Here is a 17,363-nt window from a genome sequence, read left to right on the forward strand (position 1 = left end):
CACCATGACCACCAACGTCGAGGCCGCCCGGCCTCGCCAGCGGCGAGCGCCGGACCCGCCGTCGCAGCGGCGGACGGTGCGCATCGGCCGGCTGGACCTGAAGGTCTCGCCGTATCTGTTCGTCGCGCCGTTCTTCCTGCTGTTCGCGGTGTTCGGGGCGTACCCGCTCGTCTACACGGCCGTGCTCTCGCTGCGCAAGAACACGCTGACCGGCGGCGACCAGGGCTTCGTCGGCCTCGAGAACTACCGCAAGGTCCTCACCGACGAGCACTTCTGGACCGTCATCGGCAACACGTTCGGGCTGTTCGTCGTGTCCACCGTGCCGCAGCTCATCGCGGCGCTGATGATCGCGAGCTGGCTGAACAAGCAGATGCGCGCCCGCACCGCGATCCGGATGGGCGTGCTGATCCCGAACATCACCTCGGTCGCCGCCGTCGGCATCGTCTTCGGCCTGATCTTCGCCGACCGCTACGGCCTGGCGAACTGGCTGATCCAGTCCGTCGGTCTCCACCCGGTCGAGTGGCGCAACCACCGCTGGTCGTCCTGGACCGCGATCGCGTTCATGGTCGACTGGCGCTGGACCGGCTACAACGCGCTGATCTACCTCGCCGCGATGCAGGCGATCCCGAAGGAGCTCTACGAGTCGGCCGCGCTCGACGGTGCCTCGGCGTTCCGGCGGTTCTGGCGGATCACGGTACCGCTGATCCAGCCCACCATCCTGTTCACGGTGATCATCTCGACCATCGGCGGCATGCAGCTGTTCACCGAGCCGCTGCTGTTCAACTACGGCCGCATCAACGGCGGCTCGCTGAACGAGTTCCAGACGGTCGCCATGTACATCTACGAGACCACGTTCACGAACAACTTCAACGTGGGCCGCGGCTCCGCGGTCTCGTGGCTGCTGTTCCTCATCATCCTCATCTTCGCGCTGGTCAACTTCCTGCTGGTGCGCCGCTCGCTGCGGGGGAACACCCAATGAGCACGATGACTCACCTCGCCCCGTCCCGCCCGTCGCGGAGCACGCCGCCGCCGAAGCGGATCGGCCGCGTGCGCAGCGCTTCGGCCGCGCTGTGGCAGGCCAGCCCGCTGACGTACCTCGCACTGATCATCACGATCGTGCTGTCGGTCTTCCCGATCCTGTGGTCGTTCATCGTCGCCTCGCGCGACAACAGCGCGGTGACGGCGATCCCGCCGCCGCTGACCCCGGGGCCGAACTTCTTCTCCAACGCCTCGCGGGTGCTGCAGAACACCGACGCCAACTTCGTCTACGGCCTGGTCAACTCCGCGATCGTGGCCAGCTGCGTGACGGTGTCGGTGGTGTTCTTCTCCACGCTGGCCGGCTTCGCCTTTGCCAAGCTCAAGTTCCGCGGCAAGAACGCGCTGCTGCTGGTCATCATCCTGACGATGATGATCCCGACGCAGGTCAACATCATCCCGCTGTACCTGCTGATGGTGAAGTTCGGCTGGACCGAGACGCTGCAGGCCGTCATCGTGCCGTTCCTGGTGAAGGGCTTCGGCGTCTTCATGATCCGGCAGTACGCCCAGTCCGCGATCAGCGACGAGCTGATCGAGGCGGCCCGGGTCGACGGCGCGTCGACCTGGCGCACCTACTGGAGCGTCGTGCTCCCGGCGCTGCGCCCGGCCGCCGCCGTGCTGGGCCTGCTGACCTTCATGGAGACCTGGAACGACTTCCTCTGGCCGTACGTGGTGCTCAACGGTGACACCCCGACCGTGCAGGTATCGCTGAACATCCTGGCGACCGGTTACTACAAGACCGACTACGTGCAAGTCTTTACCGGGACAGCGCTGGCGATCGTGCCGCTGCTCATCGTGTTCATCGCATTCGGCCGCCAGATCATCGGCGGCATCATGGAAGGTTCGGTCAAGGCGTGACCATCATCGACCCGCTGACGTTCCCACCCGGTTTCCTCTGGGGGGCGGCCACCGCGTCGTACCAGATCGAGGGTGCGGCCGCCGAGGACGGCCGCACTCCGTCCATCTGGGACACGTTCAGCCACACCCCCGGCCGGACCCGGGGCGGCGACACCGGCGACGTGGCGTGCGACCACTACCACCGCTACCGCGAGGACGTCGCGCTGATGACCGATCTGGGGCTGGCAGCCTATCGGTTCTCCGTCGCGTGGCCCCGCGTGCAGCCGGGCGGACGCGGGCCGATGAACGCCAAGGGCCTCGACTTCTACCGCCGGCTCGTCGACGAGCTGCTGGAGCGCGACATCGTCCCGTGGGTCACGCTGTACCACTGGGATCTGCCCCAGGAGCTCGAGGACGCCGGCGGCTGGCCGGCCCGCGACACCGCCGCCCGGTTCGCAGACTACGCCGCGGCCGTCCACGGCGCGCTCGGCGACCGGGTCCGGCACTGGACGACCTTCAACGAGCCGTGGTGCTCGGCGTTCCTGGGCTACGCCTCCGGCGTGCACGCCCCCGGCCGCCAGCACGCCCCCGACGCCCTCGCCGCCATGCACCACCTGCTGCTCGGCCACGGCGAGGCGGTCCGCGCGATCCGCGCGAACGACCCGGAGGCGCAGCTCGGCATCACGCTGAACCTCTACGCGATCTCGGCCGCCGACCCGGCCAAGCCCGGCGACCTCGACGCCGTCCGGCGCATCGACGGCCTGGCCAACCGCATCTTCCTCGACCCGGTGCTGCTCGGGCGCTACCCCGAGGACGTGCGGGCCGACCTGGCCGGGGTCAGCGACTTCGGCTTCGTGCGCGACGGCGACCTGGAAACCATCGCCGCGCCGCTGGACCTGCTGGGCATCAACTACTACAGCCGGCATGTCGTGGCCGCGCCCGACCCGGACGCGCCCGCCGAGCCCTACTGGCGGGCGCCCACCTCGTGGCCGGGCAGCGAGACCGTGCGCTTCCTCAAGCGGCCCGGCTACTCCGTCACCGACATGGACTGGGAGGTCGACGCGCCCGGGCTCACCGAGACCCTGGTGCGGGTCGCGCGTGACTACCCGGCCGTCCCGCTCTACGTCACCGAGAACGGGGCGGCCTACGTCGACACCCCCGGTACCGATGGCGCGATCGACGACCAGGAGCGGGTGGCCTATTTCGACGCCCACTTCCGGGCCTGCCTCGCCGCGATCGCCGAGGGCGCGCCGCTCAAGGGCTACTTCGCCTGGTCGCTGCTGGACAACTTCGAGTGGGCGTGGGGCTACTCGAAGCGCTTCGGCATGGTGGGGGTCGACTACGCCACCCAGCGGCGCACGGTGAAGGCCAGCGGTCACCGGTACCGCGAGGTCATCAAGCGCAACGGCCTGGCCGAGTAGCGTGCACCGCCCGACACTTGACGAGGTCGCTGCCCTGGCCGGTGTCGGGCGTGGCACGGTCTCCCGGGTCATCAACGGCTCGCCCCAGGTGAGCCCGGAGGCCCGGGCGGCCGTGCGTAAGGCGATCGAGGAGCTGGGCTACGTGCCCAACCGCGCCGCCCGCGCGCTGGTGACCCGCCGCACCGACTCGGTGGCGCTGGTCGTCTCCGAGTCGGAGGAGCGGGTCTTCGGCGAGCCGTTCTTCGCCGGCATCGTCCGCGGCGTCAGCTCGCACCTGGCCGACACCCGGATGCAGCTGTGGCTGGCGATGGCGCAGTCCTCCGCGGAGCGGCAACTGGTCGAGCGGCACCTCTCCGACCAGCACGTCGACGGCGTGCTCCTGCTGTCGCTGCACGACGACGACCCGCTGCCCGGGCTGCTGGCCTCGCGCGGGCTGCCGACCGTCCTGGGCGGGCGGCCGGCGCACATGCTCTCCGGCGTTGCCCACACGCTCGATACCAAGGACGGGCACGGCCTCGCCTTCGTCGACAACGACAACGAGGGCGGCGCCCGCACCGCCGTCGAGCACCTGCTCAACCTGGGGCGCCGCGGCGTGGCGGCGATCGCCGGCCCGCAGGACATGGGGGTCGGCAAGGCCCGCCTGCGCGGCTACCGCGAGGCGCTGCTGCTGGCCGGGCACCCCGACGACGAACGACTCATCGCGTACGGCGACTTCAGCGAGGCCAGCGGCGCCGAAGCGATGTACCGCCTGCTGCATCTCAACCCGGGCCTGGACGCCGTCTTCGCCGCCTCCGACCTGATGGCCGCCGGGGCCATCCGCGCCCTGCGCGAGCAAGGCAAGCGCATTCCCGGCGACGTCGCCGTGGTCGGATTCGAGGACTCCGCCGTGGCCCGCCAGACCCTGCCGCCGCTCACCACCGTGCACCAGTCGGTGGAGGGCATGGGTCGCGAGATGGCGAGGCTCCTGCTGGCCCGCATCGCCGGCGGGCCGGCCCACTCGACCGTGCTCGACACGCACCTGGTGGTGCGCGAGTCGGCCTGACACCGCAGGAGGCACCACGTGCGCTTCGGCCACTTCGACGACGACCGTCGCGAGTATGTGATCGACCGGCCCGACACCCCGCTGCCCTGGATCAACTATCTGGGCACCGAGGCGTACTTCGGCATCATCTCCAACACCGCCGGCGGCTACTCGTTCTACCGCGACGCCCGGCTGCGCCGGATCACCCGGTACCGCTACAACAACGCCCCCTTCGATTTCGGCGGGCGCTACCTGTACCTGCGCGACACCGCGTCCGGCGAGTACTGGTCGCCGACCTGGCAGCCGACGCAGACCGAGCTGGACGACTACGAATGCCGGCACGGGCTGTCCTACACGCGGATCGCGTCGGCCTACCGCGGCATCCGGGCGCGGGTGACGTACTTCGTCCCGCTCGGCGAAACCCTCGAGGTCTGGCGGCTGCGGCTGACCAACGAGCGGTCCGAGCCGGCGGAGCTGTCGGTCTTCTCCTCGGTGGAGTTCTGCCTCTGGGACGCCCAGGACGACGCCACGAACTTCCAGCGCAACTTCAGCACCGGCCAGGTCGAGGTCGAGGGCGGGGTCATCTACCACAAGACGGAGTACCGCGAGCGGCGCGACCACTTCGCCTACTTCGCCTGCAGCGAGCCCCTGGCCGGCTTCGACACGTCGCGCGAGGCGTTTCTCGGGCCGTACCGCTCCTGGGACCGCCCGATCGCGGTGGAGCGCGGCGGCTCGTCGGACTCGATCGCGCACGGCTGGCAGCCGCACGGCTCGCACCACGTGCGGGTCACGCTGCGGCCGGGGGAGACCCGCGAGATCGGCTTCGTGCTGGGCTACTGGGAGAACCCGCAGGACGCCAAGTTCGACCCGCCCGGCTCGCAGACGGTCAACAAGCGGCTGGTCCGCCCGGTCATCGAGCGCTGGCTGACCCGGGACGCCGCCGACGCGGGCCTGCGGGAGCTGCGCGAGAACTGGGACCGGCTGCTCGGCGGCCTGCAGGTGAGCACGCCCGACGGCGACACGAACCGCATGGTCAACATCTGGAACATCTACCAGAACATGGTCACGTTCAACCTGAGCCGATCGACGTCGTTCTACGAGTCGGGCATCGGCCGCGGCATGGGCTTCCGCGACTCCAACCAGGACCTGATCGGCTTCGTGCACCTGGTGCCGGAGCGGGCCCGGGAGCGGATCCTCGACATCGCCGCCACGCAGCTGGCCACCGGCGGGGCGTATCACCAGTACCAGCCGCTGACCAAGCGCGGGAACAACGACATCGGGTCGGGCTTCAACGACGACCCGCTGTGGCTGGTGCTCGGCGTGGCCTCCTACCTCAAGGAGACCGGCGACACCTCGATCCTGGCCGAGCCGGTGCCCTACGACAACGAGCCGGGCAGCGAGCAGCCGCTCTACGAGCACCTGCAGCGGTCCCTGCGGTACACCCTGGAGCGCCTCGGCCCGCACGGGCTGCCGCTGATCGGGCGGGCCGACTGGAACGACTGCCTCAACCTGAACTGCTTCTCCGACACCCCGGGCGAGCCGTTCCAGACCACCGAGAACGCCACCGGCGGGGTCGCCGAGTCGGTCTTCATCGCCGGCCAGTTCGTGCTGGCCGCCAAGGAGATGGCCGGGATCGCGCAGGGCGTCGGGCGGCCCGCGCAGGAGTACCTGGACGCGGCCGAGAAGATGGCCGGCACGATCGCCGAGCACGGCTGGGACGGGGCGTGGTTCCGCCGGGCGTACGACTTCCACGGCAACGTGATCGGCTCGGCGTCCAACGACGAGGGGCAGATCTACGTCGAGCCGCAGGGCATGTGCGTCATGGGCGGCGTCGGGGTCGACGACGGCACCGCCGCCAGGGCCCTGGCCAGCGTGCGCGAGCGGCTGGCGTCGGCGCACGGGATCGTGCTGCAGCAGCCGGCGTACACCTCGTATCGGCTGGAGCTGGGCGAGATCAGCTCGTACCCGCCCGGCTACAAGGAGAACGCCGGCATCTTCTGCCACACCAACCCGTGGCTCATGATCGCCGAGGCGATCACCGGCAACGGCGACGGCGCGTTCGACTACTACCGGCGGATCAACCCCTCCGCCCGCGAGGCGATCAGCGAGGTACACCGCTGCGAGCCCTACGTCTACGCGCAGATGATCGCCGGCCCGGACGCGCCGACCCACGGCGAGGCCAAGAACTCCTGGCTGACCGGGACCGCGGCGTGGAACTACGCGGCGGTCACGCAGTGGATCCTCGGCATCCGCCCGCAGCTCACCGGCCTGCGGGTGGCCCCGGTGCTGCCCGCGGACTGGCCCGGCTTCACCGCCGTGCGCCGGTTCCGCGGCGCGACCTACCGCATCGAGGTGCGGCGGGGTGCACCGTCGCTGACGGTCGACGGTGTCGCTTTTGATCCTGATTCGGTACTTCCCGTGGCCCCCGCAGGCGCCGTAGTTGAGGTGTACCTGACGGTTCGTTGAAAAAGATCGCCGCACCGGCGGGTGGCCCGATGACGGGATGTGCGCACAATGGGGCGTGAGCATCCCGTCCCCGGGCCGCCCGCGCTCCGCCGGCCGGCCGACGCTCGACGAGGTCGCGTTACGCGCCGGCGTCGGCCGCGGCACCGTGTCGCGCGTGGTCAACGGCTCGCCCCAGGTGAGCCCGGAGGCCCGCGCGGCCGTGCAGAAGGCGATCGACGAACTGGGGTACGTGCCCAACCGGGCCGCCCGGGCGCTGGTCACGCAGCGCACCGATTCGGTCGCGCTGGTGGTCTCCGAGTCGGAGGAGCGCGTCTTCGGCGAGCCGTTCTTCGCCGGCATCGTCCGCGGCATCAGCTCGGCCCTCGCCGACACCCAGCTGCAGCTGTGGCTCGCCATGGCGCAGTCCCCGGCCGAGCGCGAGCGCGTCGAGCACCACCTCACCAACCAGCATGTCGACGGCGTGATGCTGCTGTCGCTGCACGACGCCGACCCGCTGCCGCTGCTGCTGGAGCGCCGCGGCCTGCCGGTCGTGCTCGGCGGCCGCCCGGCCCAGATGCTCGCCGACGACGAGCAGCTCAACTTCACCGCCCAGCTGTCGCAGCTGTCCTACGTCGACGCCGACAACGAGGGCGGCGCACGCATCGCCGTCGGCCACCTGCTGGACCGCAAGCGGCGGCGCATCGCGGCGATCGCCGGCCCGCAGGACATGGCCGTGGGCGTCTCCCGGCTCACCGGCTACCGGGAGGCGCTGGAGCGGGCCGGCATCGGCGTCGACGAGCGGCTCATCGCCTACGGCGACTTCTCCGAGGCCAGCGGGGAGCGCGCGATCCACGAGCTGCTGGCCGTCGACCCGTCGATCGACGCGGTGTTCGCCGCGTCGGACCTGATGGCCGTGGGCGCCCTGCGCGGCCTGCGCGATCTGGGCAAGAAGGTCCCGGACGACGTGGCCCTGGTCGGCTTCGACGACGTGGCGATCGCCCGGCAGACCGACCCGCCACTGACCACCGTCCACCAGCCGGTGGAGGCGATGGGCCGGGAGATGGCCCGGCTGCTCATCGCCCGCATCGGCGGCGCCGCGTCGTCCTCGGTGATGGTCGAGACCCACCTGATCCGCCGGGCCTCCGCTTGAGCCGTTTGTGAATCGTTCCCCGGGGGCACCCGGATTTTGGAGGAGGTGGCGCATCATGAGCAACGACTGGAAGCAGCGGCGCCGGCGCGCGGAGAGCGTGGCCGAGGAGGCCTGGGACCATCTGGTGTCGGCCCTGGACAGTGCGAAGTCCTTCGGCGGCACGGTGAAGGGCCGCGCCTACGACCTGAAGGGCCGCGCGTCGGACCTGGCCGACGAGGCCACGGACCGGTATGGCGTGGCGTCGCAGCGGGTGGGCTCGGTGGGCTCGGAGGCGTGGCGCCGGGCGAACCTGGCCCTGGACGCCCTGTCGGGCCGCAAGCCGCGCAAGCCTTGGGGCTGGATCGCGGTGGCGGTGCTGGGCGGCGTGGCGGTGGGCTGGGCGGCGGCGGCCTCGGCCCCGAAGGTCATCCGCGCGGCGACCGACCGGCTGGCCCTCGACCCGGACGAGCCGGACGAGTTCCCGGCCACGGCCGAGCCCCCGGCCCCCTACGAGCCCGCCGGCTGACCCTTCGGCGCCACCTGCGGTCCGGTCCGTTTGCCGGTGGCTCGGGGCAAATCGGACGGCGTCGCCCGCGCTCCGACCGATCCGGATAAGTCATGACACCTCCGGCGTCACGACTTATCCGGATTTTTCGGTTATGTCCGCTTGTGCTGCATCCGCACCCCACTGTGCGCCGCGACCGTATGTCTCCGTGATCATGCGTGCGCCGCTTCGACACCACGCGTTTGCGCTGATCTTGGAGACAAACCGTACCTATACGGGTGCTTTCACTCCGCGATCATGGAAAACCCCTGTTGTCGACGGCGGGTTGAGCATGATCGCGGAGACATTCGTCCGCCTGCCCGGCGACTCCGCCGCGGTCGGGCCAGATAAGCCGCAGCGGCGGGGTTGGTGGTTCGGGTGCGCCGGAGGTGGACCGGCGCGGCACCGCACCGCGCTGGACGGTGGGCGCCGGCACGCCGGGGGTGGTCGGGCGCCGCGCGGCACGGCGCTGGACGGTGGGCGCTGGCGCGCCGGGCGGCTGTGGGAGCTGCGGGTGGTCAAGCCGCGGCGGCGGGGTTGGTGGTCGGGCCGTCGGTCGCGGCGGCGGGGTTGGTGGTCGGGCCGTCGGTCGCGGCGGCGGGGTTGGTGGTCGGGCTGTTGGCCGTGGCGGGTTGGTGGTGGGTCAGCTGTAGCGGCGGAGTTCGCGGCGGGCCAGGGAGGCGCGGTGGACCTCGTCCGGGCCGTCGGCCAGGCGGAGGGTGCGGGCCTGGGCCCACAGGGCGGCCAGTGGCGTGTCCTGGCTGACGCCGGCCGCGCCGTGGGCCTGGATGGCCTTGTCGATCACCCACTCGGCCATGGACGGGACCGCGATCTTGATCGCCTGGATCTCCGTGTGGGCGCCCTTGTTGCCGAAGCGGTCCATCAGCCAGGCGGTCTTGAGCACGAGCAGGCGGGCCTGCTCGATGCGTACCCGGGACTCGGCGATCCACTCCTGGATCACGCCCTGCTCGGCGAGCGGGCGGCCGAACGCCACCCGCTGGCTGACCCGGCCGCACAGCAGCTCCAGCGCGCGCTCGGCCATGCCGATCAGGCGCATGCAGTGGTGGATACGGCCCGGGCCCAGGCGGGCCTGCGCGATCGCGAAGCCCTCGCCCTCGCCGGCGATCAGGGCGTCGGCGGGGACACGGACGTCGTCGAAGATCACCTCGGCGTGGCCGCCGTGTGGGCCGTCGGTGTAGCCGAAGACGTGCATGCCGCGGCGGATGGTGATGCCGGGGGTGTCGCGCGGTACACACACCATGCTTTGTTGTTTGTGCCGCTCGGCCGTCGGGTCGGTCTTGCCCATCACGATGAGCAGGGCGCAGTTGGGGTTCATCGCGCCCGACGACCACCACTTGCGGCCGTTGATGACGTAGCCGGCGCCGACGCGCTCGATGCTCGTGGCGATGTTCGTCGCGTCCGACGAGGCCACGTCGGGCTCGGTCATGCAGAAGGCGGAGCGGATCTGGCCCTCCAGCAGCGGCTTGAGCCAGCGGTCCTGCTGCTCCGGCGTGCCGAACTGGGCGAGTACCTCCATGTTGCCGGTGTCCGGCGCGGCGCAGTTGAGCGCCTCGGGGGCCAGGTGCGGGCTGCGGCCGGTGATCTCGGCCAGCGGGGCGTACTGCAGGTTCGTGAGCCCGGCCCCGTGAGTGTCGTCGGGGAGGAAGAGGTTCCACAGGCCCCGGTCGCGGGCGGAGCGCTTGAGGTCCTCGATGATCGGCGGGCGCGCCCACGGGTCGGCCAGGGCCGCGATCTGTGCCGGCAGGACGTGCTCCGCGGGGTACACCTCCTCCTCCATGAAATCGGTGAGCTTCTCGTGCAGTTCGGCCGTGCGCTCGTCGAAACCGAAGTCCATCAGCTCTCTCCGTTGATCGCTGCGATGCCCGCTTCGAGCAGGGGCGGCACGAGGTTGCCGATCTGGTCGAAGCCGGCGCCGACGGTCTGGCCACGCGTGTAGCGGTAGTGGATGCCCTCCAGTACGACCGCCAGTTTGAAGCAGGCCAGACCGAGGTACCAGTCGAGGTCGTCACTGAGCGGCGCCGAGCGGGCGTAGCGGGCCAGCAGCTCGTCGCCGGTGGGGAAGCCGGCCCCGGCGCCGAGGCCGTCGGCGATCGGGTTGGCGTCGAGGCGGATCCGTTCCAGGATGTTCCAGTACGCCAGCAAGAGGCCCAGGTCGGTGAGCGGGTCGCCGAGCGTGGCCATCTCCCAGTCGAGCACGGCGGCGATGCGCAGCGTGTCCGGGTCGACGATGAGGTTGTCGAGCCGGTAGTCGCCGTGCACGATGGCGGTCCGCGAGCCGGCCGGGATGGACGCGGCGAGCCGGTCGCGCAGCGCGTCGGCGGCGGGCAGGTCGCGGCTGCGCGACTTGTCCAGCTGCGCGGTCCAGCGCCGGACCTGCCGCTCCAGGAAGCCCTCCGGCCGGCCGAACTCGGCCAGGCCGACGTCGGCCGGGTCGACCAGGTGCAGGTCGGCCAGGGTGTCCATCATCGCGAAGGCGACCTTGCGCCGGCCGGCCTCGCCGAGCGGGTCGGTCTGCTCGCGGCGGCGCAGCACCACGCCGGGGACGCGGGCCATGAGGTAGAACGGCGCGCCGAGCACGGCGTCGTCCTCGCACAGCAGCAGCGCCTCCGGCACCGGCACCGGGGTCGGGCCCAGCGCCGAGATCACCCGGAACTCGCGGCTCATGTCGTGCGCCGTGGCCAGCACGTGGCCCAGGGGCGGGCGGCGCAGCACGAAGACCTCATTGATGATGTACGTCAGGTTGGAGCGCCCGCCCGCCACGAGCTCGGCCGTCAGCGGGGGATCGACCAGGCCCGGGGCCTTGTCGTCGAGATATTGGGCGAGCCGGGAAAGATCGAGACCTGGCGGCGTGGTCATCCGCTCAGTCCAGGGCCGATCCGCACACCCTGTCAAGCTTCCGTCCGCCATTTAGGGCCCATTGTCGGGTTTGAGGACGGGCCAAACGTTCCGGCATCGACACCACCGCGAAACGGACAGGAAACCCGGGGTAGGCAACCTGTTCGTCGTACCGGAGAGCAAAAGGCGTACACCAACGGCGGCGTACATCTCAGCCCAGGACGAACGGGAGGTCGACTCTATGCTGCTCAGGCTGCGGGTTGTGCTGCCCGACCGTCCCGGCTCGCTCGGGCAGGTTGCCCGGACGCTGGGTGTGGTCGGCGCTGACATCGTTTCCGTCGTTGTACTGGAACGGGTCAGCGGCCGTGCGGTGGACGACTTCACCGTCGTGTGGCCGGCTTCGGCCCCGGTCGATCGCGTGCTCACCGGCCTCGCGGCGATCCCAGGCGTTCGCGTGGACGGTGTGTGGCGCGGCACCGAGCTTTCGGAGCCGAGCAGCGGCCGCGAGGTCGCGCTGATCGGACAGGTAGCGGCGAATCCCGATCACGGCCTGGCGACGGTCGTGGACGCGACGCCCGCACTGTTCGGCGCGGACTGGGCGGTTGCGATCCTTGTGGGATCCGACTGGGCGGGCGGCGGCGCGCGTGCCCAGGCATGGTCCGACACTTCGGTGGTTTGCGCCTCTTGGCGCGCTCCGGTTGTCCCCCCATCGGTGGACATCGCACCACTCCGGCCCCGTGCGTTGAGCGCAGCTGACGGCGTTCATCTCGCTGTCGCGCCTTTTCAGCGCGGAGGCCTGGTCCTTGTTGTCGGACGCGGCGGGGCGGACGGCGACGCTGGAGCACCACCGTTCCACGGTTCCGAAGTGGAGCGGCTGGCGCAGCTGGTCGGTGCAACAGCATCGGTGCTCGGGGAACGGCTGGCGGGGCCCGGTTTGGCGGAACCGGGTAAAGCGGGCGGCGCCGTTGCCGGCACGCCCGCTCCCGCCGGCACAAGGTCATGGGCGGCCTAGCCGCAGAGGCGGGAGTTCCGGGCATGACGCTCTGGCGTATCCGGGCGACGGTCGACGACCGTCCGGGATTCCTGTCCGTGCTGACCGCGAGCCTCGCGCTGCGCAAGGTCAACATCCTCTCCGTGCAGGTGCACACCACCGAGTCCGGCGCGGTCGACGACTTCCTGGTCGAGGCGCCCGGCGCGCTCACCCGTGCGGACCTCGTCGACGCCGTCCAGCGCGGCCGCGGCCGCGACCCGTGGGTCGCCCCGGCCGACGTGCGCGGGCTGATCGACGAGCCGACCCGGGCCCTGGCGCTGGCCGCGAAGGTGCTCGACGAGTCGGCGACGCTGGAGGAGGCGCTCGCGGCGCTGCTCGGCGACTGCGACATCTCCTGGCGGGCCGAGACGTCCACCGGCGCGGTCGGCTTCACGTCCACCGGCATGCAGCTGCAGGACCCGGCCGGCGGCACCCTCTACGTGCGGCGGCCCGCGCCGGCGTTCACCCCGGCCGAGTATGCCCGGGCCCAGGCCCTGGTGGAGCTGGCCCGCGTCGCCGGGAAGCGCACCGTAGCCTGAGTTTCCGTGTGTGGCGCTACAGGTAGAGTGGCGACACATGGACCCAAGGCTGCTGCGCCTCGGCCCGGTGCGCCGCTACGCGGCGGTGCTCGCGGGATCGGCGCTGCTGGCCGCCGTGCTCGTGGTGGCGCAGGCGGTGAGCCTCGCCACACTCCTGGCCGCGGCCGCGGACGGCAGGCTCGACCGGACCGCGCTGGTGGTCTTTTCGGCGGCGGTACTGCTCCGTGCCCTGCAGGCCGGCCTGCTCACCGCGGCCACCGGGCGAGCCGCCGCCGGGATCAAGGCCCACCTGCGCGAACGGCTGCTCGACGCCGCCGCCCGGCGCGGCCCGGCCTGGCTCACCGGCACGCGCGCCGGTGAACTGGCCACCCTCGCCGGCCGCGGGGTCGACGGGCTCGACGGCTACCTGACCGGCTATCTGCCGCAGGTGTTCCTCGCCGCGTTCGTACCCCTCGCCATCCTCGGCTGGCTCGCCCGCACCGATTTCGCCTCGGCCGTCGTGGTGGCGCTGACCCTGCCGCTCATCCCCGTCCTCGGCGTCCTCGTCGGCAAGTCCACCGGCGCCCGCACCCAGCGGCAGTGGGCGCAGCTGCGCCGGCTCGGCGGCCACTTCCTCGACACGGTGCGCGGCCTGCCGACGCTGCGCGCGTTCGGCCGCGAGCTCGACCAGGTGCGCCGGGTGCGCGAGACCGCCGAGGCGTACCGTAGCGCCACCATGCGCACCCTGCGCCTGGCGTTCCTGTCCGCGCTCGTGCTGGAACTCGTCGCGACCGTCTCGGTGGCGCTGGTCGCGGTGCCGGTCGGCATGCGCCTGCTGCACGGCGGGCTGACGCTGTCCGCCGCGCTGGTCGTGCTGCTGCTCGCACCGGAGGCCTACCTCCCGCTGCGGGCGCTGGGCACCAAGTTCCACGCCAGCCAGGAGGGGCTCGCCGCTTCCGCCGAGATTTTCCGGGCACTCCTGGATGCTCCGCCGGCGACGACCGCCCCACGCCTGCCGCCGCCGGACGCCGGCCTGGTGCTCGAACGGGTCGAGGTGCGCTACGGCGACGTGGTCGCGCTGCGCGACGCCAGCCTCGAAGTTGCCCCCGGCGACCGGGTCGCGCTGGTCGGCCCCAGCGGCGGCGGCAAGTCCACCCTGCTGTCGCTGATCCTCGGCTTCACCGCCCCGACCGCCGGCCGGGTGCTGGTCGGCGGCGCCGACCTGGCCACCCTCGACCTGGCCGCGTGGCGCGCCCGGCTGGCCTGGATGCCGCAGCGGCCGCACCTGTTCGCCGGCACGGTCGCCGACAACATCCGCCTCGGCGCGCCCGGCGCCCCGCTCGACGCGGTGGTGGCGGCCGCGGTGGCCGCCGAGGCGGACGGGTTCGTGCGGGCGCTGCCGGCCGGCTACGACACCGACCTGGCCGCCCACGGCCTGTCCAGCGGCCAGCGGCAGCGGCTCGCGATGGCCCGCGCCTGGCTGCGCCGGGACGCGGCGCTGCTGCTGTTCGACGAGCCGACCGCCCGGCTCGACCCGGCCAGCGAGGCCGCGGTGGTGGCCTCCGCCGCCCGCCTCGCCGCGGGCCGCACCGCGCTGCTGGTGGCCCACCGCCCGGCGCTGCTGACCATCGCCACCCGCACGGTCGCGGTCGACGGCACCCTCACCGAGCTCCGGCCGGCGGTGATCGCGTGAGCCCCTCGGTGGTCGCGCGGCTGCTCTTCGCCGGGCTGCTCGGGGTGCTCACCGAGGCCGCGCTCCGGCCGGCGGTGATCGCGTGAGCCCCTCGGTGGCGGCGCGGCTGCTTTTCGCTGGGCTGCTTGGGGTGCTCACCGAGGCCGCCGGGATCGGCCTCGTCGGCACCGCCGCCTGGATGATCGTGCGCGCCGCCGACCGGCCGCCGCTGGCCGCGCTCGCCGTGGCCATCGCCGCGGTGCGGGCGTTCGCGCTGGTGAAGGGCCTGGCGCGGTACTCCGAGCGGCTCGCCAGCCACGACGTGGTGCTGCGGGTCCTGGCCGGCCTGCGCGCCCGGGCGTTCGCTGCCCTCGCCGCCCGGCGCGGCCCGGCGCCGGACAGCCACGGCGACGCGCTCAGCCGGGTGGTGTCCGATGTGGACGCCGTCCAGGACCTGCTGTTGCGCGCGGTGCTGCCGGCCGGCGTGGCCGCGCTCGTCGGCCTGGCCGCGGTGGCCGGCGCCGGCGCCGTCTCCCCGGCGGCCGGGCTGGTGCTCGCCGCCGGCCTGCTGCTCGGCGGCGTCGCGCTGCCCCTGGCCGGCAACGCGCTCGGGCGCACCGCCGGTGCTTCGCTCGCGCGGGCCCGCTACACCGAGGCGGCCGTCGACCTGGTGCACGGGGCCGCGGAGCTGACCGCGTTCGGCGCCATGCCGGCCGCCCTCGCGGAGGCGGGGGAGCGCGGGCGGCGCCTGGCCCGGCTGGAGGCGCGGGCGGCCGCGGTGGGCGGGCTGGTGGCCGGGGTGGCCGCGCTCGTCCCGGCCGGGACCGCCCTGGCGGTCGCGGTGCTGGTGCGCGGCCCGGCCGCGCCGGTGCTCGCGCTCGTGGCGCTGACCGTCGGGGAGGTGGTGGTGCCGCTCGCGGCGGCGGCCGCCCGGCAGGGCGAGGTACGCGCGGCCGTGCGGCGCGTGCGGGCCCTCACCGACGCCGCTCCGGCGGTCGTCTTCGTCGGTCGGGCCCCGGCTCTGCTGGAAGGCCCGCACGGCCCGCTCGAGGGCCCGCCGGAGGGGCGGGTGCTGCGCGGGCCGGTGAGCGTGCGGCTGTGCGGGGTCACGGTGCGCTACGAGCACGGGACGCGCGCGGCCCTCGACGGGGTGGATCTCGACCTGCCGGCCGGGCGGCGTGTCGCGGTCGTCGGCAGCAGCGGGGCCGGGAAGTCGACGCTGCTGGACGCGATCGCCGGCCGTTTGCCGCTGGCGGGCGGGCGGCTGGAAGGGCCGCCCGACGGGGTCGAGCCGTGGCGCGTGGCCGGGGGCGTCTTCGCCGACGCGCACGTGTTCCACGCCACCGTGCGGGAGAACCTCGCGCTCGGCCGGGACTGGTTCGGCGACGACGACCTGCGGGCGGCGTTGGAGGCGGCGGGCTTGGGGGAGTACACCGGCCGCCTCGACGAAATCGTCGGTGAGGACGGCGGGCGGCTGTCCGGCGGTCAGCGGCAGCGGCTGCTGCTGGCCCGGGCGCTCGTGGACGCGCCGCCGGTACTGCTGCTGGACGAGCCGACCGAAGGCCTCGACCCGGCTGCGGCCGGCGCGGTGCTCGCCACGGCGCTGCGAGCGGCCGGCGGCCGGACCGTGGTCGTCGTCACGCACCGCCACGCCGACCTCGCGCTCTTCGACGAGGTCGTGACCGTCGAGGGCGGCCGTTTGGCGGTATCGCCGGCCGCGGCGGACGGTTGACGCTTGCTTTGGCGGCGTGCCGCCGTCGGTTGACGCGGGCTTTGGCCTGGATGTGGCTCTGGGCGGTCTTTGGTGGTTGGGGCCGGCTTGGGTGGTTGAGGCTTGCTGTTGGCGGTGTGGCTGGTGGTTGAGGCCGGCTTCGGTGGTTGAGGCCGGCTTCGGTGGTTGGGGCCGGCTTCGGTGGTTGGGGCCGGCTTCGGCTTCGGTGGTTGAGGCTCGCTGTTGGCGGTGTGGCTGGCGGTTGACGCCGGCGCCGGTGGGTGTGCGACCCTTGTTCGGGTGGAGGGGGTGCCGCGAAGTATCGCCGACCGTCCGATCGACGACTACGTCGAGGGACTCGCCGCCGCCCTGCGCGGCCCGCGCCGCACGCGCGCGGAGATGATCACCGAGGCGCGGCACAGCCTGCAGGACGCGGCCGCCGCCTTCGAGGACGCGGGCCTGCCGCCGCTTGCGGCCGAGCGCCGCGCGGTGGCCGAGTTCGGCACGCTCCGCCAGGTCGCGCCCGGCTACCAGGCCGAGCTCGCCATCCACCAGGGCCGCCGCACGGCGACCTGGATCGCGCTGGCCCTGCCCGCGGTCAACGTCCTGACGCTGCTGATGTGGTGGGACAGCCCGTGGACCATCGCGGACGCCAGCCACCTGTACCGGACCGTCCTCGAACACTTCCGCTCCACGTCGTTCCTGGCCGCCGCCATCGCCGCGCTCGCGGTCGCCGGCTTCTCGTGGCCCGGCCGCTACCTGGGCATCGGCGACGGCGTGCGGTACTCCCGCGTCGTCGGCCTCGGCACGGTCACCTTCCTGGGACTGCACGGCCTGGTGGGCGCCGCGATGTTCGGCCTGAGCATCTACCAGTGGCCGGCCGCCGCGACCTGGCCGCCGGTGTTGCTGGGCATGGCGGTGAGCGTCGCCGCGTTCGGCTACGCGGGGCTGCTCGCCCTGCACTGCGTGTCGGTCGCACGCACCGCCTTGCGCAACCGCGAGGCGCCGGCCTGACCATCCGGCCACACCAGCACCGCACCGTCTCCCCGCACCGAGTCGTCACTGCGCCGCGTCGCCTCCGCGCGCTGCGCCCGCACCATGCGCTGTCTCCGTGTCCGCGCGCTGTGCCGTTTTCGCGTCCGCG

General features: G+C 72.6%; 14 protein-coding genes. 12 read left to right on the plus strand and 2 right to left on the minus strand.

Translation table 11 applies throughout. The features are described from left to right. Positions 1-4 precede the first annotated feature (4 nt). The 7 genes from ACQPXD_RS08800 to ACQPXD_RS08830 all read left to right on the plus strand — a co-directional run bounded on the left by ACQPXD_RS08800 (position 5) and on the right by ACQPXD_RS08830 (position 8,414). Positions 5-979, plus strand: coding sequence for a carbohydrate ABC transporter permease (locus ACQPXD_RS08800; protein WP_432836572.1), 975 nt, complete (start codon positions 5-7; stop codon positions 977-979). Positions 980-1,047: 68 nt separating this feature from the next. Next, positions 1,048-1,893, plus strand: a complete 846-nt coding sequence (locus ACQPXD_RS08805) for a carbohydrate ABC transporter permease (RefSeq protein WP_432843739.1) — start codon at positions 1,048-1,050, stop codon at positions 1,891-1,893. Further along, positions 1,890-3,293: a GH1 family beta-glucosidase gene (locus ACQPXD_RS08810; RefSeq protein WP_432836574.1), complete on the plus strand. Its 1,404-nt coding sequence runs from the start codon at positions 1,890-1,892 to the stop codon at positions 3,291-3,293. Before ACQPXD_RS08805 ends, ACQPXD_RS08810 begins: the two co-directional genes overlap by 4 nt. A gap of 1 nt (position 3,294) precedes the next feature. After that, positions 3,295-4,335, plus strand: coding sequence for a LacI family DNA-binding transcriptional regulator (locus ACQPXD_RS08815; protein ID WP_432836576.1), 1,041 nt, complete (start codon positions 3,295-3,297; stop codon positions 4,333-4,335). A gap of 18 nt (positions 4,336-4,353) precedes the next feature. Further along, positions 4,354-6,780, plus strand: coding sequence for a GH36-type glycosyl hydrolase domain-containing protein (locus tag ACQPXD_RS08820; RefSeq protein ID WP_432836578.1), 2,427 nt, complete (start codon positions 4,354-4,356; stop codon positions 6,778-6,780). A gap of 61 nt (positions 6,781-6,841) precedes the next feature. After that, positions 6,842-7,909 (plus strand): LacI family DNA-binding transcriptional regulator, encoded by a 1,068-nt coding sequence (locus ACQPXD_RS08825; RefSeq protein ID WP_432843741.1) that lies wholly within the window; start codon positions 6,842-6,844, stop codon positions 7,907-7,909. A gap of 55 nt (positions 7,910-7,964) precedes the next feature. After that, positions 7,965-8,414, plus strand: coding sequence for a hypothetical protein (locus tag ACQPXD_RS08830; RefSeq protein ID WP_432836580.1), 450 nt, complete (start codon positions 7,965-7,967; stop codon positions 8,412-8,414). Positions 8,415-9,075: 661 nt separating this feature from the next. Here the strand turns inward: ACQPXD_RS08830 and ACQPXD_RS08835 are convergent. Together ACQPXD_RS08835 and ACQPXD_RS08840 are read right to left on the minus strand one after the other, a co-directional pair. After that, positions 9,076-10,287, minus strand: coding sequence for an acyl-CoA dehydrogenase family protein (locus ACQPXD_RS08835; RefSeq protein WP_432836582.1), 1,212 nt, complete (start codon positions 10,285-10,287; stop codon positions 9,076-9,078). Further along, complete coding sequence (locus ACQPXD_RS08840; RefSeq protein ID WP_432836584.1) at positions 10,287-11,309, minus strand: phosphotransferase family protein; 1,023 nt, start codon at positions 11,307-11,309, stop codon at positions 10,287-10,289. The genes ACQPXD_RS08835 and ACQPXD_RS08840 overlap by 1 nt, the downstream gene beginning before the upstream one ends. A gap of 220 nt (positions 11,310-11,529) precedes the next feature. Between ACQPXD_RS08840 and ACQPXD_RS08845 the strand changes: the two genes are divergently transcribed. The 5 genes from ACQPXD_RS08845 (at position 11,530) to ACQPXD_RS08865 (ending at position 17,233) form a co-directional block, all read left to right on the plus strand. Beyond that, complete coding sequence (locus ACQPXD_RS08845) at positions 11,530-12,300, plus strand: amino acid-binding protein (RefSeq protein ID WP_432836586.1); 771 nt, start codon at positions 11,530-11,532, stop codon at positions 12,298-12,300. A gap of 23 nt (positions 12,301-12,323) precedes the next feature. Then, on the plus strand, positions 12,324-12,857 hold the full coding sequence (locus ACQPXD_RS08850) for a hypothetical protein (protein WP_432836588.1): 534 nt from the start codon (positions 12,324-12,326) through the stop codon (positions 12,855-12,857). A gap of 37 nt (positions 12,858-12,894) precedes the next feature. Continuing rightward, complete coding sequence (gene cydD, locus ACQPXD_RS08855; protein WP_432836590.1) at positions 12,895-14,529, plus strand: thiol reductant ABC exporter subunit CydD; 1,635 nt, start codon at positions 12,895-12,897, stop codon at positions 14,527-14,529. 82 nt (positions 14,530-14,611) lie between these two features. After that, positions 14,612-16,240, plus strand: a complete 1,629-nt coding sequence (cydC, locus tag ACQPXD_RS08860) for a thiol reductant ABC exporter subunit CydC (RefSeq protein WP_432836592.1) — start codon at positions 14,612-14,614, stop codon at positions 16,238-16,240. Positions 16,241-16,528: 288 nt separating this feature from the next. Further along, positions 16,529-17,233: a permease prefix domain 1-containing protein gene (locus ACQPXD_RS08865; protein WP_432836594.1), complete on the plus strand. Its 705-nt coding sequence runs from the start codon at positions 16,529-16,531 to the stop codon at positions 17,231-17,233. Positions 17,234-17,363 lie beyond the last annotated feature (130 nt).

It is taken from the genome of Dactylosporangium sp. CA-092794, from assembly GCF_050948465.1.
Classification (GTDB): Bacteria; Actinomycetota; Actinomycetes; order Mycobacteriales; family Micromonosporaceae; genus Dactylosporangium.